The following is a 25,197-nucleotide window of genomic DNA, read 5'->3' as shown; positions in this document are numbered from 1 at the left end:
AAAAAAGCGCCCGAAGGCGCTTTTTAGAAGAGGAGAAAGCGAGGATTAGCCGATATATTCCAGTCCGTTCATGTACGGACGTAATACTTCCGGCACTTCAATGCGGCCATCAGCCTGCTGATAGTTTTCCATCACAGCCACCAGGGTACGACCTACCGCCAGACCAGAACCATTCAGGGTATGGACCAGACGGGTCTTTTTGTCGGACTTGCTGCGACAACGTGCCTGCATACGACGCGCCTGGAAGTCCCAGACGTTAGAGCAGGAAGAGATCTCGCGGTAGGTATTCTGCGCCGGAACCCAGACTTCGAGGTCATAGGTTTTGCAGGCGCCGAAGCCCATATCGCCAGTGCACAGAATGATTTTACGGTACGGCAGTCCCAGTAGCTGGAGCACTTTTTCCGCGTGGCCGGTCATCTCTTCCAACGCAGCCATAGAATCTTCCGGGCGAACGATCTGCACCATCTCAACTTTGTCAAACTGATGCATACGAATCAGGCCACGGGTATCACGACCATAAGAACCTGCTTCAGAACGGAAACAAGGCGTATGCGCCGTCATTTTAATCGGCAGTTGATCTTCGTCGATGATTTCATCGCGTACCAGATTGGTCAGCGGAACCTCCGCCGTCGGGATCAAAGCATAGTTGCTGCTGTCTGCTTCTTCTTCCAGCGGACGGGTATGGAACAAGTCGCCTGCGAATTTCGGCAGTTGACCGGTGCCATACAGCGTGTCGTGGTTAACCAGATACGGCACGTAGTTTTCGCTATAGCCGTGCTGTTCCGTATGCAGATCCAACATGAACTGCGACAATGCGCGATGCATACGCGCAATCTGTCCTTTCATCACCACAAAACGGGAGCCGGTCAGCTTAACCGCGGCGGCAAAGTCGAGGCCGGAGTGCATTTCCCCTAAGGTGACGTGATCGCGGATTTCAAAATCAAACTCACGCGGGGTACCCCAGAGGCTGACTTCAACGTTGTCGTTTTCATCTTTACCTACCGGCACTTCATCCGCAGGCAGGTTTGGGATGGTCAGTGCGATATCGCGGATCTCCGCCAGCAAGGTATCCAGCTCGGCTTTCGCCGCATCCAGCTCTTCGCCCAGTTTATTCACTTCCAGGCGTAAAGGCTCGATATCTTCCCCGCGCGCTTTCGCCTGGCCGATGGATTTCGATCGAGAATTACGCTCCGCCTGCAGGTTTTCCGTGTTGACCTGCAAAACTTTACGACGCTCTTCAAGAGCGCGCAGCTTATCTACATCCAGCTTAAAGCCCCGGCGTGCCAGTTTTTCAGCGACTGCGTCTGGCTCATTACGCAGCAGATTGGGATCGAGCATGCTTATCCTGTGCTTATCGAATAATAAAAGGAAACGCGATCAATTGATGATCGCCTCTGATTGTATTGATGAACGTAAACCGCGTTTACGTAATAGCGACGTTTTCGCCTTACCAGACCGACGACAGCAACAACGCATCCATTGCGCTATACCCGCGGACCTCATAAGCAACGTGCTATCAGGCATAACGAGATTCATCATCAACGCCATGATACCTGGAGCATCATATTTAGAGATAACCTTACCGCAACGTTTACACTAGCGGTAGCGTTTTGTGGGGCTATTTTGATCCTGTTCAGCCAGCCAGGCGAGCTTTTCGCCAATCTTGCCTTCCAGACCACGATTTGTCGGATGATAATAGCGCGTTTGCGCGATTTCCGGCGGGAAGTACACTTCACCCGCAGCATAGGCATTGGGCTCATCGTGGGCATAGCGGTACTCCTGGCCATAGCCCATCTCTTTCATCAGTTTGGTTGGCGCATTACGCAGATGGACAGGAACGTCATAATCAGGACGTTCGCGCGCGTCGGCCAGCGCAGCCTTAAAGGCGGTATAGACGGCGTTGCTCTTCGGTGCGCAGGCGAGATAAACGATAGCCTGCGCGATCGCCCTTTCGCCTTCAGCCGGGCCAACGCGGGTGAAACAATCCCACGCGGCAATGGCGACCTGCATCGCGCGCGGATCGGCATTACCCACATCTTCCGAGGCAATCGCCAGGCAGCGACGCGCCACGTACAGCGGATCGCCTCCCGCAGTAATGATACGGGCATACCAATAGAGGGCGGCATCCGGCGCGCTGCCGCGCACTGATTTATGTAAGGCGGAAATAAGATCGTAGAAGCGATCGCCTTTGTTATCAAAACGCGCGCTGCGCTCGCCGGCGATCTCGGTCAACAAGGCGGGCAATAAAACGCGTTTGCCGCTGTCATCCGCCTCCGCCATATCAGCCATCATTTCCAGCGTATTTAAGGCGCGCCGCGCGTCGCCATTGACCAGCTCAGCAATCGCTCGCCGTGTCTCATTCGGTAACACGATATCCTGATCGCCGTAACCACGCGTTTTGTCCTGCATCGCCTGGTCCAGTACTTGCTCGATATCGTCAGTGGTCAACGATTTCAGCAGATAGACCCGCGCTCGCGACAATAGCGCCGAGTTCAGCTCAAAAGAGGGATTTTCCGTGGTCGCGCCGATAAAGGTGATAGTGCCATCTTCGATATGCGGTAAAAAGGCGTCCTGCTGGCTTTTGTTAAAGCGATGCACTTCATCGACAAACAGGATGGTACGGCGACCAGCATTACGATTCTGGCGGGCGCGCTCGATAGCTTCACGAATCTCTTTTACCCCAGAAGTGACGGCGGAAATACGCTCGACATCGGCGCTGGCGTAGCGGGCGATCACTTCAGCGAGCGTGGTTTTCCCCGTCCCTGGCGGCCCCCATAAAATCATGGAGTGCAGATGCCCGGCCTCAATAGCGCGAGGCAACGGCTTACCTGCGGCCAGCAAATGCTGCTGGCCGATATACTGCGCTAAATTTTCCGGCCGCATTCGCGCGGCCAGCGGTTGAAACGTATTATCAGAAAAATCGAGCGACAGATTGCTCACTCATCGCCTCTACTTACGTTGGTCGTCTATCGTTACCCCTTGCGGCGGAGTAAACGTAAATTTTGACGGATCAACAGCGCCGTTTTGCTGGGATTTTAGCTGATAGGCGCTACGCTGATCGTCTTGTTCTACGGCGCTAAACTGGTGGATAGTCCCGTCGCGTCCCACATTGATGGTGAACTGTTTCAGATTGCCGTTGCTGGCTTTCGGCGTCAGCACAAAATTATCGCCATCCCGCTTAATATTATACTGCTGCCAGTCGCTGGCCTGGTTGCGGGCAATCAGCATAAACGGTGTATTTCCAGTGGCATCTTTCAACCACGTGGCGGTAGCCTGTTCTACAAACGGGTTATAGAACCATAACGTTTTGCCGTCAGAAACCAGAATACTCTCGTCAGGTTGCGTCATATGCCAGTTGAATAGATTTGGCCGCTTAACCCATAAATCACCCTGTCCCTCCTGCACCGCGGCACCGCTGCCATCGGTGACTTTTTGAGTAAAGGTGGCATGAAAGCTGCTCACTTTATCCAGACGGCTTTTCAGAGAGCTGGCGGCGTCAGCCCATACGCTGCTGGCTACAACGCTTGAAAGTAATGCACAGGCGATTGCCATTTTTTTCATCATTATTCCTCAGGTTTCGACACTCCCGACCAGGAGCTCCTTTTGCTTTCTATTCCAGGCCAAAAATCAGCATGAGGAAAGAAGAAAATACTGAATTTTGTTGCCGGATGGCAGCCTGCACAGCGCCATCCGGCTTACAGGTTTACTCAAAAGGCGGCGGAGCCAGCACTTCACGATTACCGTTATGCCCCTGAGCGCTGACAATACCCTGCGCTTCCATCTGTTCGATAATACGCGCCGCACGGTTATAGCCGATGCGGAACTGACGCTGAACGCCGGAAATGGACGCTTTACGCTTCTGGGTGACGAAATTAACGGCCTGATCGAATAGCGCATCTAATTCTTCGCCGCCGTCAAAACCGCCACCGCCACCTTCGCTTTCGCTGTCGGAGGTAATGCCATCCACATATTGCGGACGACCGCGCGCTTTCCAGTCCTGCACCACCGCATGGACTTCCTGGTCACGCACAAACGCCCCATGGACACGTACCGGCATGGTGGAGTTTGGTCCGGAATAGAGCATGTCCCCCATTCCCAATAACGACTCAGCGCCACCCTGATCAAGAATGGTGCGGGAGTCGATCTTGCTGGATACGGTAAAAGCGATACGGGTTGGAATGTTGGCTTTAATTAAACCAGTAATCACATCGACCGACGGACGCTGCGTCGCCAGTACCAGGTGAATCCCCGCGGCGCGCGCTTTCTGCGCCAGACGCGCGATCAACTCTTCAACTTTTTTACCGACGGTCATCATCAGGTCGGCAAATTCATCAACCAGTACCACGATATACGGCAGTTTTTCCAGAACCGGATGCTGAACATCCATACTGTCGCCCGGCTTCCAGTACGGGTCCGGAATCGGGCGTCCCATGCGGGCCGCTTCGGCGATTTTCTCGTTATAACCAGCCAGATTACGCACGCCGAGCGCGGACATCAGCTTATAGCGACGCTCCATCTCATTGACGCTCCAGCGTAACGCGTTAGCCGCGTCTTTCATGTCGGTAACAACTTCTGTCAGCAGATGCGGTATACCTTCATAGACCGAGAGTTCTAACATTTTCGGGTCGATCATGATAAAGCGAACGTCTTCCGGCTGCGCTTTATACAGCATACTGAGGATCATGGCGTTAACCCCGACCGACTTACCGGAACCGGTCGTACCGGCCACCAGCAGGTGAGGCATTTTCGCCAGATCCGCCACTACCGGATCGCCCGCGATATCCTTACCTAACACCACGGTAAGCGGCGACGGATTCTCGCGGAATTTGGCGTTATCCAACACTTCGCGCAGATAAACGGTTTGCCGTTTCTTGTTCGGCAATTCCAACCCTACGTAAGGTTTGCCTGGAATGACTTCCACAACGCGTACGGCTACCGTTGACAATGAGCGCGCCAGATCCCGGGAAAGGTTGGAGATACGCGCCGCTTTAACGCCCGGGGCCAGATTCAGTTCAAAGCGAGTAATGACCGGGCCTGGCGAATAGTTCACCACATCAGCTTTAATGCGGAAATCCGCCAGACGCGCTTCAACCAGACGCGCCATTTGTTCCAGCGCAAAGGTATCTACCGGTTCAACTTCGCTCGGCGGCGGCGTCAGAAGATCTAACGAAGGCAGCGGCGTCGTCGGACGCTGTAATGGACGACTGTCGCCGTTACGCATCAACAGCGGGTGGATCAAGCTGTCTTGCGGCGCTGTCGGCTGTTGCGGCTGCTGATACTGTGGCTGCGGCGCTACCGGCTGCTGCGGCTGCTGATACTGTGGCTGCGGCGCTACCGGCTGCTGCGGCTGCTGATACTGCGGCTGCGGCGCTACCGGCTGCTGCGGCTGCTGATACTGCGGCTGCGGCGCTACCGGCTGCTGCGGCTGCTGATACTGCGGTTGCGGCGCTACCGGCTGTTGCGGCTGCTGGTACTGTGGCTGAGGCTGCGGCGCTACCGGTTGCTGCGGCTGCTGATACTGCGGCTGCGGCGCTACAGGTTGCTGAACAGGCGTTGACTCGGGCATGACACCCGGCGTGAACAGCGGTTCGTGCGGACCTTCATCAACCAATACTTTCATTGGCGAGAAATCCAGATCGTCCAGTGAGAACGGCTGCGCGCCAGCGGGTTGCTCGCCGGAATAGCGCTGCTGTTGCGAAGCGGCAAACTGGCGGGCTAATTCAGCTTCCGCAGCGGTATCGTCATCTTCTGCCTGTTGAGTATCATGCTGATACGTTTCACCATAACGATGCTGCTGCGACTGCGCAAACTGACGGGCTAACTCGTCCTGATGCATTGCATCTATTTCTTCATCGGTTAGCTGCGCGCCCGTCTCGTACTGATTGCGCTCCGCCTCGCGGGCTTTTTCTTCTGCAATCCTCTGTGACGGCAGCTTAATACCGTACGATGCCAGTTCCCGTCGGGTCGGCACGCGAACGCGGTTCGGACGCGGCAGTTGCGGACCAATCCCCTCTTTCACCTGCGGACGCGGCGCGCCGCCGGTAGCCAGACTAAATGCAGGCGCAGCGGCCGCGGCGCCTGCTGCCAGGGCGCCACTCTTAATACCTGCGTCAAGCGACGCGGCGGCGGCTACCGCTTCCACTGGCGGTATGGACGGCGCGACAGATACCGTAGGTTTGACCGGCACGTTCTCTTTTACCGGCTCCGGAATCGGTTGATACCATGCCGCCAGTTGTTCGCGCTCACGGGCGCGTTTCTCTTCCACCTCTTCAAAATAGTAAAGCGGAGGACGGGCGGGTCTGGTCTCTTCTGTGTCAGGTTCAGGCTCGGTGGCAACCGGCTGTTCGATAACCGGCGGCGGCATGTGGGAAGGTTCAGCCGCTATCGGCTCCGGCTGATAAACCGGCTCCGGCTGATGGGTCGGCTCCGGCTGCCAGTGTTGTTCGGCATCCGGCGCCTGCCATTGCGGCTGTGTTTCCTGCGGCGCAAGAGAGTCATATTCTGCTGCGGTCGCTGGCGTCGCGGCGTATTGCGGCGCGGAAGCGACAGGCACAGGTTGCTGCCACGGCGCACTTTGCGCCTCTTGCGGTTGAGCATATTGCGGATGCGGCTGATACCCCTCCGGCGCAGGCGCGATAACCGGTTCGCCGGTTTGCGGCCTCGGTACGGGCTGCCACTCCACGGTCGGTTGCGCGACAACCGGCTCAGCCCCAGGCATGGGCGGCGTTTGCATTATGGGATCGGCGGACGCTGCCCACGTCTGGGTGACGGCAGTTGCAGCCGCAGCGGCGGCGACCGGTTCGGTGACAGAATGGCCGTTTAACAGCGGATCATATTCATCATATTCCGGCTGCGTCGCACGGTTGCCCGAAAACAGAACGTCGTCGGGATCGGCAGCGACGCCGCGCGCGCTATACTGAATGTCCTCGTCATCATCCATCCGTTTGCCGGAAAAGAGCGCGGCATCGGTCTGACGGCCCCGTGGATTGCTGAATTTTTCAGCCAGTCGCTTACGACGCGCCAACGCGCCGCGCAAAATACGCGCCCGGCGAGATTCACGCTGCACGCCGTCGGTTTCTTCATCGTATTCGTCATCATACTCTTCGTCGTCAACCCACGTATCATCACGCCGGGTACGGTTGCTGGCGAAGGTCAGTATATTAAGCAGCCAGCCGCCTAATTTTTCGGCGATACTGACCCAGGACCAGCCGGTAAAGAGCGTCAGCCCGGCAGCCCAAATACAGAGAAGCATTATCGTTCCGCCGCTACTATGCAACAACGGCTGCAGCGTGGTGCTTAACAGGCTGCCAATTACGCCGCCAGAGGCGAAATACCAGATATCGTCGGCATTAATGGCCGCCAGACCGCAGGAAGTGAGAATCAGCGCCAGCACGCCGATAAGGCGTAGCGACACAGCAAAATAGTCGATGTAATCATCCGTAGACTGATGACGCCACGCAAACCAACACCCGCCGACAATAATGACAGGGATGGTGTAGGCCATTACGCCAAAAATAAAGAACAGTGTATCGGCCAGCCACGCGCCCGGCGCGCCGCCTAAATTATGGATGGGTTCATGCCAGGCGGTTTGCGACCAACTGGGGTCCGAAGGGTTAAAGCTCAACAAGGCCGCCATCAACCAGACGGCAAAAAGGGCAATAAGTATCAACAACGCTTCCAGAAGTCGGCGCCCGCTGCTTAACTTCGTCAATGTGACGTCTTTGTCTTCAGTATATTCCTGGCTCAAAAAAGGCTCTCCAGGTTCCAGGCTTTTCCCGCCCGATGCTAAAACGGACAACAGCACCGGGTTGCCCCGGCACTGTTGCTGTATGGATTAACAGGAGTGTAATCAAACTACAGCGATTTTGCACCTGTTCCGTGTTAGCGTGTCTTAATAACCAGACGATTACTCTGTTTTACCTCTTCCATCACTACGTAAGTTCGGGTGTCGTTCACACCTGGCAAGCGCAGCAACGTCTCTCCCAATAGTTTTCGATACGCTGACATATCCGGTACACGGGTTTTCAACAGGTAGTCGAAATCGCCGGAAACCAAATGACACTCCTGAATCTCTTCAAGCTTTTGCACGGCGGCATTAAACTGTTCAAACACATCCGGCGCGCCGCGATTTAAGGTAATCTCAACGAATACCAGAAGTGACGCATCCAGATAATGCGGGTTCAACAGCGCCGTATAGCCCTGGATAAACCCCTGTCGCTCCAGCCGACGCACACGCTCAAGGCAAGGTGTCGGCGAAAGTCCTACTCGTTTAGAAAGCTCGACGTTGGAAATACGCCCATCCTTTTGCAGTTCATTAAGAATGTTACGATCGATACGGTCGAGATCTTTGCCAGGGCGCTTCTTGCTATCTACCATTATTATTGTCTCTCTGTATTCCTTCCCTACTCCTGCCTGACTCTACTCACATCACTGTTCAGAGTCGCTGCCCATCACGATAGACCGAAACCCAGAGGGATTAACGGCGCGCAATGCCTGGTCTATGGTGAGAAGACCGTTGCCTCGCGGCAGCTATCGACATCACGAATGGCGTCTGTCCACGCCATGCGTAGATTTCACTAGCCCGGTAAACATGGTATTTACATGCATGATTATGCAGCACATACATAACACAGTTTTTTCTTCCTCGAATGTTTTCGCAAAACAGCAGGTGATTGTCAAAGCAAAACATCGATTTTTAGTACAACATGCCAGTTATTCATTAGAGAGGGCGGTAAACTGTCATTTCGTCACCTTATAAGTTACCGATTTTAATTAAAGTTTGTGATGATAACGTCGCTGTCGCGGCCGTTCATCGGTTCATGCTATTACACATATTGTTAACAAAATCGTTATGCTCTTTTTTTACGTCTGTAAATTCCCTACAATTCTGCTCATTGTCTGCCAACAACTATGGGGATCTCATGGGCACGACCAAACACAGTAAGCTGCTTATTCTGGGCTCAGGACCGGCGGGATATACCGCGGCGGTGTATGCCGCGCGCGCAAATTTACAGCCGGTACTTATTACCGGTATGGAAAAAGGCGGTCAACTGACTACCACGACGGAAGTGGAAAACTGGCCCGGCGATCCAAACGATTTGACCGGCCCGCTGCTGATGGAACGCATGCATGAACATGCGGCAAAATTTGAAACCGAGATAATTTTTGATCACATCAACAACGTGGATCTGCAAAATCGTCCGTTCCGTCTGACAGGTGACAGCGCAGAGTACACTTGTGATGCGTTGATCATTGCGACCGGCGCTTCCGCGCGCTATCTGGGGCTGCCATCGGAAGAAGCCTTTAAAGGGCGCGGCGTTTCCGCCTGCGCAACCTGCGACGGTTTCTTCTACCGCAATCAGAAAGTAGCGGTGATCGGCGGCGGCAACACCGCGGTTGAAGAAGCGCTTTATCTGTCCAACATCGCTTCGGAAGTGCACCTTATCCATCGCCGTGACGGTTTCCGTGCTGAAAAAATCCTCATTAAGCGCCTGATGGATAAAGTCGAAAATGGCAATATCATTCTGCACACCAACCGGACGCTGGAAGAAGTGACCGGCGATCAGATGGGCGTCACCGGTCTGCGTCTTCGCGACACGCAGCAGAGCGATAATATCGAGACGCTGGACATCGCCGGACTTTTCGTAGCCATCGGTCATAGCCCAAACACGGCGCTCTTCGAAGGCCAGCTTGAGCTGGAAAATGGTTATATCAAAGTTCAGTCCGGCACCCATGGCAACGCCACACAAACCAGCATCCCTGGCGTATTCGCGGCGGGTGACGTCATGGATCATATTTACCGTCAGGCGATCACCTCTGCAGGTACGGGCTGTATGGCGGCGCTGGATGCTGAACGCTATCTCGATGGTCTGGCCGACGCGAGCAAATAGTTTTTACAAATCAGTAACAAAAGTAAAAAAGGCGACTATAAGTCGCCTTTATTTTTGCGTCGTTGTAACATTGCCCTGCCTGAAATTCCAATAACTCACCTGCTAAGCGTGCAATGAATAAAACCCGTCAAAAAGAGCTGACCCGCTGGTTAAAACAGCAAAGCGTAATCTCCCAACGGTGGTTGAATATTTCCCGCCTGTTGGGGTTCATGAGTGGCGTATTAATTGTCGCTCAGGCCTGGATCATGGCGCGTATCCTGCAACATATGATCATGGAGAACATTCCACGGGAAGCGCTGTTGCTCCCTTTTATCCTGCTGATACTGGTCTTTGTCCTCCGCGCCTGGGTGGTGTGGTTGCGCGAGCGCGTCGGTTTTCATGCCGGACAGCATATTCGCTTTGAGATCCGCCGTCAGGTGTTGGATCGTCTGCAGCAAGCCGGCCCTGTCTGGATTCAGGGCAAGCCCGCCGGTAGCTGGGCGACGCTGGTGTTGGAGCAGATTGACGATATGCATGACTATTATGCGCGCTATCTGCCGCAAATGGCGCTTGCCGTTTGCGTACCGCTCTTAATCGTGGCGGCGATTTTCCCGTCAAACTGGGCGGCGGCGCTGATTCTGCTGGGCACCGCCCCGCTCATTCCCCTATTTATGGCAATGGTGGGGATGGGCGCGGCTGACGCCAACCGCCGCAATTTCCTGGCGCTTGCCCGGCTAAGCGGCCATTTTCTTGACCGTCTGCGCGGGATGGAAACGCTGCGAATTTTCGGTCGTGGAGAAGCGGAAACCGAAAGCATTCGCGCAGCATCGCAGGATTTTCGTCAGCGCACGATGGAAGTACTGCGCCTCGCCTTTTTATCTTCCGGCGTGCTGGAATTTTTCACCTCGCTTTCTATTGCGCTGGTCGCCGTTTATTTTGGCTTCTCTTACCTGGGCGAACTGAACTTTGGTCATTACGGTACCGGCGTGACGCTCGCCGCCGGGTTCCTCGCCTTGATCCTCGCGCCGGAGTTTTTCCAGCCGTTACGCGACCTCGGCACGTTTTACCATGCTAAGGCGCAGGCGGTTGGCGCGGCGGATAGTCTGAAGACGTTTCTGGAAACACCCCTCGCCCACCCGGCGCGCGGCGAAGTTGAGCTGGCGGAAAACGAACCTGTAACCATTGACGCAGTCAATCTTATTATCACCTCGCCAGAAGGCAAAACGCTTGCCGGGCCGCTGAATTTCTCATTAGCGGCAGGAGAACGCGCCGTCCTGGTAGGACGCAGCGGTTCCGGTAAAAGCTCTCTGTTGAATGTATTATCCGGTTTTCTCTCCTATCAGGGCTCTTTGCGTATTAACGGTGTCGAGCTTCGCGATCTCTCGCCGGAATCCTGGCGCCAGCATCTCTCCTGGGTCGGACAAAACCCGCAATTACCTGCAGCGACGCTACGCGAAAATGTATTACTGGCGCGCCCGGACGCCAGCGAGCAGGAACTTTATGCCGCGCTTGACGCCGCATGGGTAAGCGAGTTTTTACCGCTGCTGCCGCAGGGAGTAGACACCCCGCTCGGCAATCATGCCAGCAGACTTTCCGTCGGCCAGGCACAGCGTGTAGCGGTCGCCCGCGCGCTACTTAATCCCTGTCAACTGCTACTGCTGGATGAACCGGCGGCAAGCCTGGACGCTCACAGCGAGCAACGCGTCATGCAGGCGTTAAAAGCGGCGTCAAAACGCCAGACCACATTAATGGTGACGCATCAGTTGGAAGATCTCGCCGACTGGGACGCTATCTGGGTTATGCAAGATGGCGCGATTGTCGAACAAGGCAGCTATGCCGAACTCAGCGCCGCCAACGGCGCTTTTGCGACGTTATTGGCTCACCGTCAGGAGGATATTTAAATGCGCGCGCTACTCCCTTATCTGACGCTTTATAAACGCCACAAATGGATGCTAACGCTGGGAATTGCGCTGGCAATCCTGACCCTGCTTGCCAGTATCGGGCTGCTGACGCTTTCCGGCTGGTTCCTGTCCGCGTCCGCTATCGCAGGCTTCGCGGGAATTTACAGTCTTAACTATATGCTCCCGGCGGCCGGCGTGCGCGGCGCGGCCATTACCCGTACCGCCGGTCGTTATTTTGAACGTCTGGTAAGTCATGACGCCACGTTCCGCGTGCTGCAACATCTGCGTATTTATACCTTCAGCAAACTTTTACCGCTCTCCCCCGCGGGTCTGGCGCGTTATCAGCAAGGTGAACTGCTGAACCGCATCGTTGCCGACGTCGACACGCTGGACCATCTCTATTTGCGCGTCATCTCCCCGCTGGTCGGCGCTTTTGTAGTGATTATGATTGTCACCCTGGGGCTTAGCGTTCTCGACGTGACGCTGGCGATCACGCTGGGCGGCATTATGCTGTTGACGCTGTTTATTATGCCGCCGGTGTTTTATCGCGCCGGCAAAAATACCGGCCAAAATCTGACGCATCTACGAGGTCAGTATCGCCAGCAGCTCACGTCATGGTTACAGGGCCAGGCGGAACTCACCATTTTTGGCGCCAGCAAACGCTATCGGGCGCAAATGGAAGCCACCGAATTACAATGGCATGAGGCCCAACGCCGACAGTCTGAACTCACCGCCTTATCGCAGGCGTTAATGCTGCTGATTGGTGCGCTGGCGGTGATGTTAATGTTGTGGATGGCCTCCGGCGGCGTTGGCGGCAATACGCAGCCCGGCGCGCTCATCGCGCTGTTTGTCTTCTGCGCGCTGGCGGCTTTCGAGGCGCTTGCGCCCGTTACCGGCGCATTCCAGCATCTGGGGCAGGTTATCGCCTCTGCGCTTCGTATCACTGAATTAACGGAGCAAAAACCGGAGGTGACCTTTCCGCAAGCAGAAACTCCCGCGCCGGAAAAGGTCACACTCACCCTGCGGGACGTTTCGTTTCGTTATCCCGACCAGCCGATTAATGCGCTCAATGCCCTCTCATTACAGGCTAATCCTGGCGAGCATGTCGCTATTCTGGGGCGTACCGGCTGCGGAAAATCAACGCTGTTGCAGCTACTCACCCGCGCCTGGGCCCCGCAACAAGGCAAAATTCTGCTCAACGATCTTCCGCTATCCTCGCTGAGCGAATCCGCCTTACGCCGGACTATCAGCGTGGTGCCGCAGCGTGTCCACCTGTTCAGCGCCACGCTGCGTGATAATTTATTACTGGCGGCGCCCAATGCCAGCGACGAAGCCCTTTCCGACATGCTGCGTCGCGTCGGCCTCGAAAATCTGCTCGAAGATAGTGGGCTTAATAGCTGGCTCGGCGAAGGCGGTCGTCTGCTATCCGGCGGCGAACTTCGTCGCCTGGCCATCGCCCGCGCGCTGTTGCACGATGCCCCGTTGATGCTGTTGGATGAGCCTACTGAGGGGCTGGATGCGACCACCGAGAGCGAAATGCTGGAATTACTTGCCGATGTGATGCGCGAGAAAACCATCCTGATGGTGACTCACCGTTTGCGCGGCCTGGCCCGTTTTGATCAAATCATCGTAATGGACGACGGGCGCATCATTGAGCGAGGCACTCATGCAGAATTGTTAGCCGGACAAGGGCGCTATTATCAGTTTAAACAACGTCTGTAAGCTATTATTGAACGATCCGACTTGCGTACTGGAGTTTCGCCGTCATGCGTCTGGTTCAGCTTTCCCGACATTCTATCGCCTTCCCTTCGCCGGAAGGCGCTTTACGCGAGCCTAACGGTTTACTGGCGCTGGGCGGCGATCTCAGCCCTGCCCGGTTGTTAATGGCCTATCAGCACGGGATTTTCCCGTGGTTTTCGCCGGGCGACCCGATTCTGTGGTGGTCGCCCGATCCGCGCGCCGTGCTGTGGCCTGAAAAGTTTCACCTCAGTCGCAGCATGAAGCGCTTTCACAACGCATCCCCTTACCGCGTGACGCTCAATTACGCTTTCGACCGGGTCATTGATGGATGCGCCAATCACCGTGACGAAGGCACCTGGATAACGCGTGGTATTGAGGAAGCCTATCGCCGATTACATGAATTGGGCCACGCGCACTCCATTGAAGTGTGGCGCGATCGGGAACTGGTCGGCGGGATATATGGCGTCTCGCAGGGGGCGCTATTTTGCGGCGAATCGATGTTTAGCCGCCAGGAGAATGCCTCTAAAACCGCACTGCTGGTTTTTTGCGCTGAATTTATCCGTCACGGCGGTAAACTTATTGATTGTCAGGTACTTAATAATCATACCGCCTCGCTCGGCGCCATTGAAATTCTACGTCGTGACTACCTCGATCACCTCGCGGCCTTACGCCAACAGCCGCTGGCCTCCCGTTTTTGGGTGCCGCGGACATTATTTTTGCCCCGGAAGTGAATGTTTTCGGCACATTTTTTATTGGGGTGTTATAATTGCTGCCGCAGAATTGGTTTAGCTCATTATCCCGCAGCCCGTTGTCAGGTAACGCCCATCGTTTATTTCACCGTTCCCTTATATGTTGCGCTTATGTCGATACATCAGGCGGTAGTATCAGGGAAAAAGTGTATAACGCGGCGTTGTCGTGTGTCGCGGAATCATGTGCTAAACCTGGTTTGCTGTGTTTTAAACGCACAAATCTTTACTTATCAAAAGAAGTTCGGCATTATCTTGCCGGTTCAAATTATGGTAGTGATACCCCAGAGGATTAGATGGCCAAAGAAGACAATATTGAAATGCAAGGTACCGTTCTCGAAACGTTACCTAATACCATGTTCCGCGTAGAGTTAGAAAACGGTCACGTGGTTACTGCACACATCTCCGGTAAAATGCGTAAGAACTACATCCGCATCCTGACGGGCGACAAAGTGACCGTTGAGCTGACCCCGTACGACCTGAGCAAAGGCCGCATTGTCTTCCGTAGTCGCTAATTGTCTCCTCACGCCCTGAAGGGCGGCTGGATAAAAGGTCGGTTTAACCGGCCTTTTTTGCGTCCATTAAGTCGATGAATGACGAGCAGGTTACTCTTCCACCATCCGCGCATACTCTTCCGTCAAAAAATCGACCAACGCGCGTACGGAAGGTAATAATCCTCGCCGGGATGGGAACACAGCATGAATAACCTCCCGCCGGGGCTCCCACTCTTCCAGCACCGCGACCAGTTCACCGGCGGCCAGTTGTTCTTTCACCATTAAGACAGGTAACTGCACAAGCCCCACGCCCGCCATCGCCGCCTCGCGTAGCGCCAACATGTCTGTAGTAATCATACGCGGGGTAAAATGGACTTCCGCACGCGCGCCCTGCGGGCCGTAAAGTTCCCAGCGGTGGATATGCTTGCCGGATGCAAGACTTAGCCCTGGCCAATGACTCAACTCCGCCGGCGCGGAAGGGATTCCCATCCGTGCGATAAGATCCGGGCTGGCAAACAGGCGATGCCCTCTGTCAGCCAGGACGCGCATCACCAGGTCGCTATCTTCAAACGGGCGCGGCCTGACGCGAATCGCCACATCCACCCCCTCCCCTACGACGTCCACCCGACGATTGGTCGCTTCAAGCTGTAGCGAAACATCAGGATAACGCGCCATAAACTTCGCCAGCATTGGGCCGATGTGTACATGCAGCAGCGTCACCGGGCAGGTCAGCTTCACGATACCGCGAGGCTCTACCTGCAATGCGGCAATGGCATCCTGCGCCGCCTGAGCTTCCACCAGCATCGCTTTACAGTGCTCATAGAATGTTTGTCCCACTTCGGTAACGTTAAACTGCCGGGTGGTTCGCTGAATCAATCGCACGCCCAGCCGTTCCTCCAGTTGCGCAATACGCCGGCTCAGTTTTGATTTTGGTTCATCAAGCGCACGCCCCGCCGCGGCAAACCCACCCTCTTCGACCACATGCACAAACCACGCAAAATCATTGAGATCCGTTTTTATCATTACATTGTCCTATTAATGGAACGGTATGAGCCATTTTAGCCACTACCGAAGCTTTTGTCATGAATATAAGCTTATTCACATCAAGACAACGCCACTGAGGAGAACACCATGAAACAGATTACAGGCGTCTATACCGCACCTCGCCCGCACTGGGTTGGCGATGGATTTCCGGTTCGTTCACTCTTTTCTTATCAGTCACATGCGCAGCAGTTGAGTCCCTTCCTGCTGCTGGATTATGCCGGGCCGCACACATTTACGCCGGGTAATGAAAAACGCGGCGTTGGGGAGCATCCACACCGCGGTTTCGAGACCGTGACGATTGTTTATAGTGGCGAAGTCGAGCATCGGGACTCTACCGGTCGCGGCGGCGTTATCGGCCCGGGCGACGTTCAGTGGATGACCGCAGGCGCAGGCATTTTGCATGAAGAGTTCCATTCCGACGCGTTTACCCGTCGGGGCGGCGAACTGGAAATGGTGCAGTTGTGGGTTAACCTTCCAATGAAGGACAAAATGACCACCCCGGGTTATCAAAGCATTACCCACGATGTTATCCCGACCGTTACGTTACCGGATGACGCCGGAGTCGTGCGGGTCATTGCAGGGCGTTATGAAGAGACAAAAGGCCCGGCGCACACTTTCTCGCCGCTCAATGTCTGGGATATGCGCCTGCAACGCAATCGCCAGCTTACATTGGCACAGCCGGAAGGATGGAGCACCGCGCTGGTGGTACTGAAAGGCAATATCACGGTGAACGGCACGACGCCGGTCAACGAAGCGCAACTGGTGGTATTGAGCCAGCAAGGGAAAACGCTGCACCTTGAGGCCAGCAGCGACGCCAGCGTATTGCTGTTATCAGGCGAGCCGCTGAATGAACCGATTGTGGGTTACGGCCCATTTGTTATGAACACGAAACAAGAGATCGCAGAAGCAGTCCGCGATTTCAACTCCGGCCGTTTTGGCCAAATCTGAAAACATGAAGGAGAACACGATGTCAAGTCCTGCTAATTTTAATGGTTTGCGCCCGGTAATTGATGTTAACGATTCCGTGATGCTTTTAATCGATCATCAAAGCGGTCTTTTCCAGACCGTAGGCGATATGCCAATGCCGGAATTACGCGCTCGCGCCGCGGCGTTGGCGAAGATGGCGACGTTAGCGAAAATGCCGGTCATTACCACGGCATCCGTACCGCAAGGTCCGAACGGCCCGCTGATCCCGGAGATCCACGCTAATGCGCCACATGCGCAGTACATTGCGCGTAAAGGTGAAATTAACGCCTGGGATAACGAAGATTTCGTTAAGGCGGTAAAAGCGACGGGTCGTAAGACGCTGATCATTGCCGGGACGATTACCAGCGTGTGCATGGCATTCCCGGCCATTAGCGCGGTAGCGGAAGGTTATAAGGTATTTGCCGTGATCGACGCATCCGGTACCTACAGTAAGATGGCGCAGGAGATCACCCTGGCGCGTATCGTACAGGCTGGCGTCGTACCGATGGATACTGCCGCAGTCGCCTCTGAGCTGCAAGGCACCTGGAACCGTGAAGACGCCGCCGCGTGGGCCGACGTTTATACTCAGGTATTCCCGGCCTATCAACTGCTGATAGAAAGCTACAGCAAAGCGCAGGATGTGGTGAAAAACAACGAAATGTTGGATTCACAGCGCTAATTTGCCTCCCCGCGCCAGTTTGGGCGGGGATTATGTCTATTGCATGAGCAAACGACAGTGAATATGTAAATTCTGCTTGACCGTTTTAGCGCAACTCCCTATAGTAGCGCCCCGTTGCCCCCCAAGCGGTCAGGCAGCAATACAATATGGTGAGGTGTCCGAGTGGCTGAAGGAGCACGCCTGGAAAGTGTGTATACGGCAACGTATCGGGGGTTCGAATCCCCCCCTCACCGCCATATTCAAGAAAGAGCTCGTACGAAAGTACGGGCTTTTGTATCTAAACTTCTTGTTTTTACTGTGATTTTCCTGATGAAAGGTTTGTTTTTGGACCTTTGGTTGCTACACCAAACTTACTATAGATTGTGTAAAACAGCCCTACTTCCCTACCTGAAACGCTTTAGAAAAGTTTGCATAAGTATCTCTCGGTAGTAAAAAAGCACCGAGTTCCTCTGTCTGATGCTGCTGTTGATTTGTTAAAAGATTTACCACGATTAAAAGATAACAATCATGTATTCCCTGCCCCTCGCGCTGAAACACTTTCTGATATGTCGTTATTGGCTGTATTGAAACGAATGGGATATATCGACTTAACGCAACATGGCTTCCGTTCTACTTTCCGTGAGTGGGCTGGTGAAGCAACGGATTATCAACGTGAGGTTATTGAACATGCGTTGGCGCACCAGTTGGCAGATAAGGCTGAAGCAGCGTATCAGCGTGGGACGTTATGGCCTAAACGGGTGGCGTTGATGGATGATTGGACGGGGTATAGCACTGCCAACAGCTAAGCTACCTGTACGAAAGCATTATCGTTGATAACAACGTAGAAAGTGTGATGCTAATAGCATTCGCTTTCGAAAATGTGATAAGTAATAATTTCATACTGAACTATTTCTTATATAATTATTATCATGATTTGCAAATTACATAACCCACTCAAGGAGAGGTTATGCCCGGACTGATAGGCTACTGGAAGCAACTTCCCGCCAAAGATGAATATATTAAAAAACACAATATGAGCAAAATATCCTGCTACAGTTGTGGTCACGAGAAATTCAGCGATGTTGGTTTGATACAGGTATGGGATAATCACAGAAGAATTCTTTGTGCTAAGTGTAAGACTACTCTTTTCAGAGAAGAGGATTAGTTTTTTTGGCATTGGTAACAGCGGCTTCAGCATCCCTTTTCACGCAGCGGGTCGGGCTTTTTTTTCGCATTTGACCCGTCGATTACCGGATGATGACGCAATTTACAAGCGCCTTGTCCGCCTACCGCGAGCACAACGCCATCAGGCTAACTATTAGCCGGCGTAAAAAAACCGGGCGCTAAGGCCCGGTTTGTACGGCAGTGAAACGAAGATTAATGCGCGGCTTCCGGCTTGTGCTTTTGCGCACTCTGGAAGCCATACGTCAACGCATTTTTCTCTTTATCCAGCGCGACGGTGACCTGTCCGCCATCAACCAGCGATCCAAACAGCAACTCATTGGCCAGCGGTTTTTTCAGGTTATCCTGAATCACACGCGCCATCGGTCGTGCGCCCATCGCCCGGTCATAGCCCTTTTCCGCCAGCCAGTCGCGCGCTTCCTGACTGACTTCCAGAGAGACGCCTTTCTGATCCAACTGAGCCTGCAACTCGACGATAAACTTATCGACAACCTGATGAATCACCTCGCCAGACAGATGATCGAACCAAATAATGTTGTCGAGACGGTTACGGAACTCCGGCGTAAACACTTTCTTGATCTCGCCCATCGCATCGGTACTGTTGTCCTGATGAATAAGACCAATAGATTTACGTTCGGTTTCTCGCACGCCGGCGTTGGTGGTCATCACCAGCACCACGTTGCGGAAATCCGCCTTACGGCCATTGTTATCGGTCAGCGTACCGTTATCCATCACCTGCAGCAGCAGGTTAAAGACATCCGGGTGCGCTTTTTCGATCTCATCCAGCAACAGCACCGCATGAGGATGCTTAATCACCGCATCCGTCAGCAGCCCGCCCTGGTCGAAACCGACGTATCCCGGAGGCGCGCCGATCAAACGGCTCACCGTATGACGCTCCATATATTCGGACATATCGAAGCGCAACAGCTCAATACCCAGCGCTTTTGAAAGCTGTACCGTAACTTCAGTTTTCCCTACGCCAGTTGGCCCGGCGAACAAGAATGAGCCGACAGGTTTATGCTCATGGCCCAGACCGGCACGACTCATCTTAATAGCTTCGGTCAGCGCCTCAATCGCGTTATCCTGGCCGAAGACCAGCATTTTCAGACGATCGCCCAGGTTCTTCAGCGTATCGCGATCGCTCTGCGAGACGCTCTTTTCAGGAATTCGCGCAATTCGCGCCACTACGGACTCAATATCCGCCACGTTGACCGTTTTCTTACGTTTGCTCACCGGCATCAGACGCGCCCGAGCGCCCGCTTCGTCAATCACGTCAATGGCTTTATCCGGCAGATGGCGGTCATTGATATATTTTACCGCCAACTCGACCGCCGCACGCACCGCTTTCGCGGTATAACGCACGTCGTGGTGCGCTTCGTACTTAGGTTTCAAGCCGTTGATAATTTGCACCGTCTCTTCCACCGAAGGCTCGGTAATATCAATTTTCTGGAAACGGCGCGCTAATGCACGGTCTTTCTCAAAAATATTGCTGAATTCCTGATAGGTCGTTGAGCCGATCACCCGGATCTTGCCGCTGGAAAGCAGCGGTTTAATCAGATTTGCCGCATCCACCTGTCCGCCCGACGCCGCGCCAGCGCCGATAATGGTATGGATTTCATCGATAAACAGGATGCTGTTGGTATCCTGCTCAAGCTGTTTCAGCAACGCCTTAAACCGTTTTTCAAAATCGCCGCGGTATTTGGTGCCCGCCAGCAGCGAACCGATATCCAGAGAGTAAATGGTGCAATCGGCCATCACTTCCGGCACATCGCCCTGCACGATACGCCAGGCCAGCCCTTCGGCAATCGCCGTTTTGCCGACGCCGGATTCCCCTACCAGCAACGGGTTATTTTTACGGCGACGACACAAGACCTGGATCGCGCGTTCAAGTTCTTTTTCACGACCAATCAGCGGATCGATGCCGCCCACGCGAGCAAGTTGGTTAAGATTCGTCGTGAAGTTTTCCATACGTTCCTCCCCGCCAGCTTGTTCGTCGCCAGTTGGCTGATTGCCGAGATCGGAAGATTGGCTCGGTTCGTCTTTTCGCGTCCCGTGAGAAATAAAGTTCACGATATCCAGACGGCTCACTTCATGCTTGCGCAGCAGATAAGCCGCCTGTGATTCCTGTTCGCTAAAGATAGCCACCAGCACATTCGCGCCAGTCACTTCACTACGCCCGGAAGACTGAACATGGAAGACGGCACGCTGCAGGACACGCTGGAAACTTAACGTCGGCTGCGTATCACGCTCTTCTTCACTGGCAGGCAGTACGGGTGTGGTTTGTTCAATGAAGGCTTCGAGTTCCTGACGGAGCGCCACCAGATCCACGGAGCATGCTTCCAGCGCTTCGCGAGCCGATGGGTTGCTGAGCAGCGCCAGCAACAGATGCTCGACGGTCATAAACTCATGACGGTGCTCGCGCGCTCTGGCGAAAGCCATGTTTAAACTGAGTTCCAGTTCTTGATTGAGCATAGGCACCTCCCCCAATTTTTATACCTGCATTCAGGCTTTTTCCAGCGTACACAGCAACGGATGCTCGTTCTCCCTTGCATACTTGTTCACCATCGCCACTTTGGTTTCCGCCACCTCGGCGGTGAACACGCCGCAGATGGCTTTGCCTTGATAGTGAACTGCAAGCATCAATTGCGTTGCACGTTCTACATCATAAGAAAAGAATTTTTGTAACACGTCAATAACAAACTCCATCGGAGTGTAATCATCATTGACTAATATCACTTTATACATAGATGGCGGTTTTAGCGCGTCGCGCACGCTATCTTCCACCAACTGGTCAAAATCCAGCCAATCGTTCGTCTTACCCATTGTCAGTCGTCATTATCGGTTACGGTTGTCGGCAGGAAAATCTGCCGCTGACCAGAGTCTATGCACACAATCAATCTACCTCAATTGATAGATAACTAACATCTATCAGTACCATCCGCGACATCTGTCACATTCCCGGCAATAGCGTTAACTGCTTCAAATTTTTGATTCATTTTTACCCGATCCCCCCTGCCTGATGCTTGACGCCTCGCCTGATTTCTCTAAATTGTAATGTCGAGAGTTGGTGAGGTTTTGAACAGCCCCCACTCCGTCACCGGTTCATTCCATCTTACTTATATAAGATTTACGAAGGATGTCGAAGCATGGAAACGGGTACTGTAAAGTGGTTCAACAATGCCAAAGGGTTTGGTTTCATCTGCCCTGAAGGCGGCGGCGAGGATATTTTCGCCCATTATTCCACCATTCAAATGGATGGTTACAGAACGCTTAAAGCCGGACAGTCTGTCCGGTTTGATGTCCACCAGGGGCCAAAAGGCAATCACGCCAGCGTCATCGTGCCCATCGAAGCAGAGGCCGTTGCATAGCTCCTCTGTCTCATTGTGTACATCCAGGAGGCAAAATGCCAGCCCGATCGGCTGGCATTTTTATTTAACGCCAGTGCCTGATAGCGACACTGTTGCATCTTATCAGGCCGACAAATGACGTCAGCGAGATTACTCCCTTACCAGCGCATCCACCGGGTCCAGTCGCGCCGCGTTTCTCGCCGGTAGCCAGCCAAACAGTATCCCGGTAAACGTCGAACATAAAAACGCGCTCGCCAGCGCAGTCAGTGAAAAACCGATCTCCCAGCCGGGCAGGAAAAGCTGTAGCATAAATGCGATGAACATCGACAAGCTAATCCCCAGCGCTCCCCCAACCAGGCAAACCAGCACCGCTTCAATAAGAAACTGCTGTAGCACATCGCTGGCGCGCGCGCCTACCGCCATACGGATGCCGATTTCACGCGTTCGCTCGGTGACGGAAACCAGCATAATATTCATAACGCCAATGCCGCCGACAACCAGCGAAATGACGGCCACCAGCGTCAGAAATAACTGAAGAGTATAGGTGGTTTTTTCAGCCGTTTTCAGAACGCTGTCCATATTCCAGGTGAAGAAGTCTTTTTTACCGTGGCGTAAGGTGAGCAGGCGGGTAAGCTGCTGTTCAGCCTGATCGCTATCAACGCCATCTTTCACACGAACGGTGATCGAGTTAAGCCATGACTGACCCATTATGCGATCTGACATCGTGCTATAGGGCAACCAAACTTGCAACAGATTGCTATTGCCGTACATGGACGGTTTCTCTTCCGCCACGCCAATAACAATAACCGGCATATTACCCACCAGCACCACTTCCCCTACGACATTCGCTTTATTTGGAAATAGCTGGCGTCGCGTGTTGGCATCCAGCACCACCACCTGCGCGCGATCCTGTTGCTGTACAGCATTGAAGGTGTTCCCCTCCCTAAAGGACATGCCGTAAACGTTAAAATAATCGCCACTGACGCCATTAGCATTTACGGCAATATCAATATTGCCATAGCGAAGACGTAAGCTCTTTGAAACGCTGGGCGTCGCAGAGTTAACCCACGGCTGTTTCTGAATAGCGACCAGATCGTCATATTTCAGCGCCTGTCGATACTGCGGATTGTCGTCGCCAAAATCTTTGCCTGGATGAATATCAATCGTGTTAGTGCCCATAGCGCGGATATCCGCCAGTACCATCTGTTTTGCGGCGTCGCCGACCACCACAATCGACACCACCGACGCAATACCGATAATAATTCCCAGCATGGTCAGTAAAGTACGCATTTTGTTAGCGGCCATCGCTAACCACGCCATTGACAGCGCTTCGCGAAAGCTGCTGGCAAATTGCCGCCAGCCGGGAGCCGTATTAACTACGGCAGCGTCAACGCCCTGTTCGCGTTTCTTTTCCTCCGCGGGCGGATTATGGACAATCTTGCCATCGTGAATTTCAATAATCCGCTCCGCCTGGGCGGCAATCAGCGGATCGTGCGTCACAATGATCACCGTATGTCCGCGATCGCGCAGTTGGCGCAAAATCGCCATCACCTCTTCGCCGGAATGGCTATCCAGCGCGCCGGTCGGCTCATCCGCCAGAATCACCTGTCCGCCGTTCATCAGCGCGCGGGCAATACTGACACGCTGCTGCTGTCCGCCAGAAAGCTGTGAAGGCGGGTAATCGACGCGATCGCTTAATCCCAGCCGCAGAAGTAACTCTCTGGCGCGCGCCTGGCGTTTTTTGCGTTCAATGCCGGCGTAGACGGCGGGGATTTCAACATTTTGCGCTGCCGTTAAATGCGACAACAGATGGTAGCGCTGAAAGATAAAGCCAAAATGCTCACACCGCAGCTGCGCCAGCGCGTCCGGGTCCAGCGTCGAGACGTCCCGCCCCGCCACCCGATAAGTGCCGCTGGTCGGTTTATCCAGGCACCCGAGGATATTCATCAGCGTTGATTTTCCAGAACCGGAAACGCCGACGATCGCCACCATCTCCCCGGCGTGGATTTGCAGGGAGATATCTTTCAACACCGCCACCTGCTCTTCTCCGGAGGGGTAGCTGCGACTCACATTGCGCAGTTCAAGCAATGCCGTCATGGCGTCGCTCCTGGCCTGCTCTCACCGATGATCACCTCACCGCCCGCTTCCAGACCTTTAACCACTTCTACGTCTGTATCGTTACGCTCGCCAATGACCACTTCGCGCTCACGTTTTTCACCGTTACGCAACAGCGCCACTTTATAACGATTGCCGCCCACCGGTTCGCCAAGCGCGGCGAGAGGAATAATCAGCACATTTTTGACATCCATGAGTTGAATATAAACCTGTGCGGTCATATCAAGACGCAAGATTCTTTTGGGATTCGGCACTTCAAACCGGGCGTAATAAAAAATAGCGTCGTTGATCTTTTTCGGCGTCGGCAGAATATCTTTTAAAACGCCTTCATAGCGCGTTTGCGGATCGCCTGCAATGGTGAACCATGCTTTCTGCCCCGCCCGAAGATGGATCACGTCCGCTTCCGAGACCTGCGCTTTTACCAGCATGGTGCTCATATCCGCCAGCGTCAGAATATTGGGCGCCTGCTGAGCTGCAATCACCGTTTGTCCTTGCAGGGTAGTGATTTGCGTCACTTCCCCCGCCATGGGGGCGACAATACGGGTATATTCCAGGTTGGTTTTCGCGGTGTCCAACGAGGCCCGATTACGTTTGATCTGGGCATCTATGGTGCCAATACGCGCCTGTTTAACCGACATCTCCGTCACCGCGGTATCCAGATCCTGTTGCGATACCGCCTGAGTCTTAGCTAACTGCTGCTGGCGCGCCAGCGTAACCCGCGCCAGCTTTAACTCAGCGGCTGCCTGCTGACGCTCCGCGTTCAGCTCCATCAGGGTGGCCTCGACCTCTTTTATCTGGTTCTCCGCCTGATCTGGGTCAATCACGCCGAGTAGCTGATCTTTTTTAACGTTATCGCCAATGGAGACCAGCAGCGTTTTCAACTGGCCGCTCACCTGCGCGCCGACATCCACTTTACGCAACGCGTCCAGTTTTCCAGTCGCCAGTACACTCTGTTCAAGATCGCCTGGCCGCACGATTAATGTCTGATAAGTTGGCAGCGGGGCATTTATCATTCGCCAGCCAGCCATCCCCCCCACTAAAAGAATTAAAATAATGACCAGATAACGCTTTTTAAATTTCTTTCCCTTAGCACGCATAGAAACCCTGACGGCAAAATTTTAACCAGAAAGTAAAC

General features: G+C 54.0%; 21 protein-coding genes, 1 tRNA gene and 1 pseudogene. 12 read left to right on the top strand and 11 right to left on the bottom strand.

The window, feature by feature from the left end:
* Positions 1 to 45: 45 nt before the first annotated feature.
* From serS to lrp, 5 genes are all read right to left on the bottom strand, one after another.
* Entirely contained in the window at positions 46 to 1,338 is a 1,293-nt protein-coding gene (serS, locus tag N7E69_RS16850; protein ID WP_001752571.1) for a serine--tRNA ligase, read from the bottom strand.
* A 258-nt stretch (positions 1,339 to 1,596) separates the two neighbouring features.
* Positions 1,597 to 2,940, bottom strand: coding sequence for a replication-associated recombination protein RarA (rarA, locus tag N7E69_RS16845; RefSeq protein ID WP_000067792.1), 1,344 nt, complete (start codon positions 2,938 to 2,940; stop codon positions 1,597 to 1,599).
* Between the two features lie 9 nt (positions 2,941 to 2,949).
* Positions 2,950 to 3,561 carry an outer membrane lipoprotein chaperone LolA gene (gene lolA, locus N7E69_RS16840; protein ID WP_024139215.1) on the bottom strand — a complete coding sequence of 204 codons (612 nt, stop codon included), beginning with the start codon at positions 3,559 to 3,561 and terminating at the stop codon, positions 2,950 to 2,952.
* 142 nt (positions 3,562 to 3,703) lie between these two features.
* Positions 3,704 to 7,747 (bottom strand): DNA translocase FtsK, encoded by a 4,044-nt coding sequence (gene ftsK, locus N7E69_RS16835; protein WP_108624500.1) that lies wholly within the window; start codon positions 7,745 to 7,747, stop codon positions 3,704 to 3,706.
* 134 nt (positions 7,748 to 7,881) lie between these two features.
* On the bottom strand, positions 7,882 to 8,376 hold the full coding sequence (lrp, locus tag N7E69_RS16830) for a leucine-responsive transcriptional regulator Lrp (RefSeq protein ID WP_000228469.1): 495 nt from the start codon (positions 8,374 to 8,376) through the stop codon (positions 7,882 to 7,884).
* A 545-nt stretch (positions 8,377 to 8,921) separates the two neighbouring features.
* On the opposite strand from lrp, the gene trxB reads away from it, so the two are divergent.
* The 6 genes from trxB (at position 8,922) to infA (ending at position 14,771) form a co-directional block, all read left to right on the top strand.
* Positions 8,922 to 9,890, top strand: coding sequence for a thioredoxin-disulfide reductase (gene trxB, locus N7E69_RS16825; protein ID WP_000537407.1), 969 nt, complete (start codon positions 8,922 to 8,924; stop codon positions 9,888 to 9,890).
* Positions 9,891 to 10,003: 113 nt separating this feature from the next.
* Complete coding sequence (gene cydD / locus N7E69_RS16820) at positions 10,004 to 11,770, top strand: heme ABC transporter permease/ATP-binding protein CydD (protein WP_001044549.1); 1,767 nt, start codon at positions 10,004 to 10,006, stop codon at positions 11,768 to 11,770.
* Positions 11,771 to 13,492 (top strand): heme ABC transporter ATP-binding protein/permease CydC, encoded by a 1,722-nt coding sequence (gene cydC / locus N7E69_RS16815; protein WP_001751914.1) that lies wholly within the window; start codon positions 11,771 to 11,773, stop codon positions 13,490 to 13,492.
* Positions 13,493 to 13,536: 44 nt separating this feature from the next.
* Positions 13,537 to 14,241, top strand: coding sequence for a leucyl/phenylalanyl-tRNA--protein transferase (gene aat / locus N7E69_RS16810; RefSeq protein ID WP_001241647.1), 705 nt, complete (start codon positions 13,537 to 13,539; stop codon positions 14,239 to 14,241).
* Complete coding sequence (locus N7E69_RS16805) at positions 14,242 to 14,625, top strand: membrane protein (RefSeq protein ID WP_001578948.1); 384 nt, start codon at positions 14,242 to 14,244, stop codon at positions 14,623 to 14,625. It begins immediately after the preceding gene.
* Positions 14,553 to 14,771 carry a translation initiation factor IF-1 gene (gene infA, locus N7E69_RS16800; RefSeq protein ID WP_001040187.1) on the top strand — a complete coding sequence of 73 codons (219 nt, stop codon included), beginning with the start codon at positions 14,553 to 14,555 and terminating at the stop codon, positions 14,769 to 14,771. Before N7E69_RS16805 ends, infA begins: the two co-directional genes overlap by 73 nt.
* Positions 14,772 to 14,861: 90 nt before the next feature.
* On the opposite strand, the gene N7E69_RS16795 is transcribed toward infA, so the two are convergent.
* Entirely contained in the window at positions 14,862 to 15,773 is a 912-nt protein-coding gene (locus tag N7E69_RS16795) for a LysR family transcriptional regulator (protein ID WP_000597928.1), read from the bottom strand.
* A 108-nt stretch (positions 15,774 to 15,881) separates the two neighbouring features.
* On the opposite strand from N7E69_RS16795, the gene N7E69_RS16790 reads away from it, so the two are divergent.
* The 5 genes and pseudogenes from N7E69_RS16790 (at position 15,882) to N7E69_RS16770 (ending at position 18,583) form a co-directional block, all read left to right on the top strand.
* Complete coding sequence (locus N7E69_RS16790) at positions 15,882 to 16,742, top strand: pirin family protein (protein WP_000809969.1); 861 nt, start codon at positions 15,882 to 15,884, stop codon at positions 16,740 to 16,742.
* Positions 16,743 to 16,761: 19 nt separating this feature from the next.
* The gene (locus N7E69_RS16785; protein ID WP_000097893.1) at positions 16,762 to 17,439 is read left to right on the top strand and encodes a hydrolase; all 678 of its coding nucleotides are present in this window, start codon (positions 16,762 to 16,764) and stop codon (positions 17,437 to 17,439) included.
* Between the two features lie 148 nt (positions 17,440 to 17,587).
* A tRNA-Ser gene (locus N7E69_RS16780) sits at positions 17,588 to 17,675 on the top strand.
* Between the two features lie 195 nt (positions 17,676 to 17,870).
* Positions 17,871 to 18,224 (top strand): annotated as a pseudogene (locus N7E69_RS16775) (tyrosine-type recombinase/integrase); the annotation flags it as partial.
* 161 nt (positions 18,225 to 18,385) lie between these two features.
* A complete protein-coding gene (locus N7E69_RS16770) occupies positions 18,386 to 18,583 on the top strand; it encodes a hypothetical protein (RefSeq protein WP_108610887.1) in 198 nt (65 codons plus the stop codon).
* A 212-nt stretch (positions 18,584 to 18,795) separates the two neighbouring features.
* On the opposite strand, the gene clpA is transcribed toward N7E69_RS16770, so the two are convergent.
* The 3 genes from clpA to N7E69_RS16755 form a co-directional block, all read right to left on the bottom strand.
* On the bottom strand, positions 18,796 to 21,072 hold the full coding sequence (gene clpA, locus N7E69_RS16765) for an ATP-dependent Clp protease ATP-binding subunit ClpA (RefSeq protein WP_000934064.1): 2,277 nt from the start codon (positions 21,070 to 21,072) through the stop codon (positions 18,796 to 18,798).
* A gap of 30 nt (positions 21,073 to 21,102) precedes the next feature.
* Positions 21,103 to 21,423, bottom strand: coding sequence for an ATP-dependent Clp protease adapter ClpS (gene clpS / locus N7E69_RS16760; protein WP_000520789.1), 321 nt, complete (start codon positions 21,421 to 21,423; stop codon positions 21,103 to 21,105).
* A gap of 95 nt (positions 21,424 to 21,518) precedes the next feature.
* Complete coding sequence (locus N7E69_RS16755) at positions 21,519 to 21,596, bottom strand: hypothetical protein (protein ID WP_212742690.1); 78 nt, start codon at positions 21,594 to 21,596, stop codon at positions 21,519 to 21,521.
* A gap of 150 nt (positions 21,597 to 21,746) precedes the next feature.
* Here N7E69_RS16755 and cspD point away from each other — a divergent pair, with 150 nt between their 5' ends.
* Positions 21,747 to 21,968 (top strand): cold shock-like protein CspD, encoded by a 222-nt coding sequence (cspD, locus tag N7E69_RS16750; protein ID WP_000447499.1) that lies wholly within the window; start codon positions 21,747 to 21,749, stop codon positions 21,966 to 21,968.
* A gap of 129 nt (positions 21,969 to 22,097) precedes the next feature.
* Here cspD and macB read toward each other — a convergent pair whose 3' ends face one another.
* Together macB and macA are read right to left on the bottom strand one after the other, a co-directional pair.
* Complete coding sequence (gene macB, locus N7E69_RS16745) at positions 22,098 to 24,044, bottom strand: macrolide ABC transporter ATP-binding protein/permease MacB (protein ID WP_000125884.1); 1,947 nt, start codon at positions 24,042 to 24,044, stop codon at positions 22,098 to 22,100.
* Complete coding sequence (macA, locus tag N7E69_RS16740; RefSeq protein WP_261743134.1) at positions 24,041 to 25,159, bottom strand: macrolide transporter subunit MacA; 1,119 nt, start codon at positions 25,157 to 25,159, stop codon at positions 24,041 to 24,043. Before macA ends, macB begins: the two co-directional genes overlap by 4 nt.
* Between the last annotated feature and the right edge of the window lie 38 nt (positions 25,160 to 25,197).

Origin of the sequence: Salmonella sp. 3C (assembly GCF_025426275.1) — a bacterium.
GTDB lineage: Bacteria > Pseudomonadota > Gammaproteobacteria > Enterobacterales > Enterobacteriaceae > Salmonella > Salmonella enterica.
Note: the sequence above shows the minus strand (reverse complement) of the source record. Positions and strands in the feature narration are given on the sequence as shown.

Coding starts and splice junctions, on each gene's coding strand:
- serS (WP_001752571.1), bottom strand. CDS start 1,338: ATGCTCGATCCCAATCTGCTGCGTAATGAGCCAGACGCAGTCGCTGAA.
- lolA (WP_024139215.1), bottom strand. CDS start 3,561: ATGAAAAAAATGGCAATCGCCTGTGCATTACTTTCAAGCGTTGTAGCC.
- lrp (WP_000228469.1), bottom strand. CDS start 8,376: ATGGTAGATAGCAAGAAGCGCCCTGGCAAAGATCTCGACCGTATCGAT.
- trxB (WP_000537407.1), top strand. CDS start 8,922: ATGGGCACGACCAAACACAGTAAGCTGCTTATTCTGGGCTCAGGACCG.
- cydD (WP_001044549.1), top strand. CDS start 10,004: ATGAATAAAACCCGTCAAAAAGAGCTGACCCGCTGGTTAAAACAGCAA.
- cydC (WP_001751914.1), top strand. CDS start 11,771: ATGCGCGCGCTACTCCCTTATCTGACGCTTTATAAACGCCACAAATGG.
- aat (WP_001241647.1), top strand. CDS start 13,537: ATGCGTCTGGTTCAGCTTTCCCGACATTCTATCGCCTTCCCTTCGCCG.
- N7E69_RS16805 (WP_001578948.1), top strand. CDS start 14,242: ATGTTTTCGGCACATTTTTTATTGGGGTGTTATAATTGCTGCCGCAGA.
- infA (WP_001040187.1), top strand. CDS start 14,553: ATGGCCAAAGAAGACAATATTGAAATGCAAGGTACCGTTCTCGAAACG.
- N7E69_RS16795 (WP_000597928.1), bottom strand. CDS start 15,773: ATGATAAAAACGGATCTCAATGATTTTGCGTGGTTTGTGCATGTGGTC.
- N7E69_RS16790 (WP_000809969.1), top strand. CDS start 15,882: ATGAAACAGATTACAGGCGTCTATACCGCACCTCGCCCGCACTGGGTT.
- N7E69_RS16785 (WP_000097893.1), top strand. CDS start 16,762: ATGTCAAGTCCTGCTAATTTTAATGGTTTGCGCCCGGTAATTGATGTT.
- N7E69_RS16770 (WP_108610887.1), top strand. CDS start 18,386: ATGCCCGGACTGATAGGCTACTGGAAGCAACTTCCCGCCAAAGATGAA.
- clpA (WP_000934064.1), bottom strand. CDS start 21,072: ATGCTCAATCAAGAACTGGAACTCAGTTTAAACATGGCTTTCGCCAGA.
- clpS (WP_000520789.1), bottom strand. CDS start 21,423: ATGGGTAAGACGAACGATTGGCTGGATTTTGACCAGTTGGTGGAAGAT.
- N7E69_RS16755 (WP_212742690.1), bottom strand. CDS start 21,596: ATGAATCAAAAATTTGAAGCAGTTAACGCTATTGCCGGGAATGTGACA.
- cspD (WP_000447499.1), top strand. CDS start 21,747: ATGGAAACGGGTACTGTAAAGTGGTTCAACAATGCCAAAGGGTTTGGT.
- macB (WP_000125884.1), bottom strand. CDS start 24,044: ATGACGGCATTGCTTGAACTGCGCAATGTGAGTCGCAGCTACCCCTCC.
- macA (WP_261743134.1), bottom strand. CDS start 25,159: ATGCGTGCTAAGGGAAAGAAATTTAAAAAGCGTTATCTGGTCATTATT.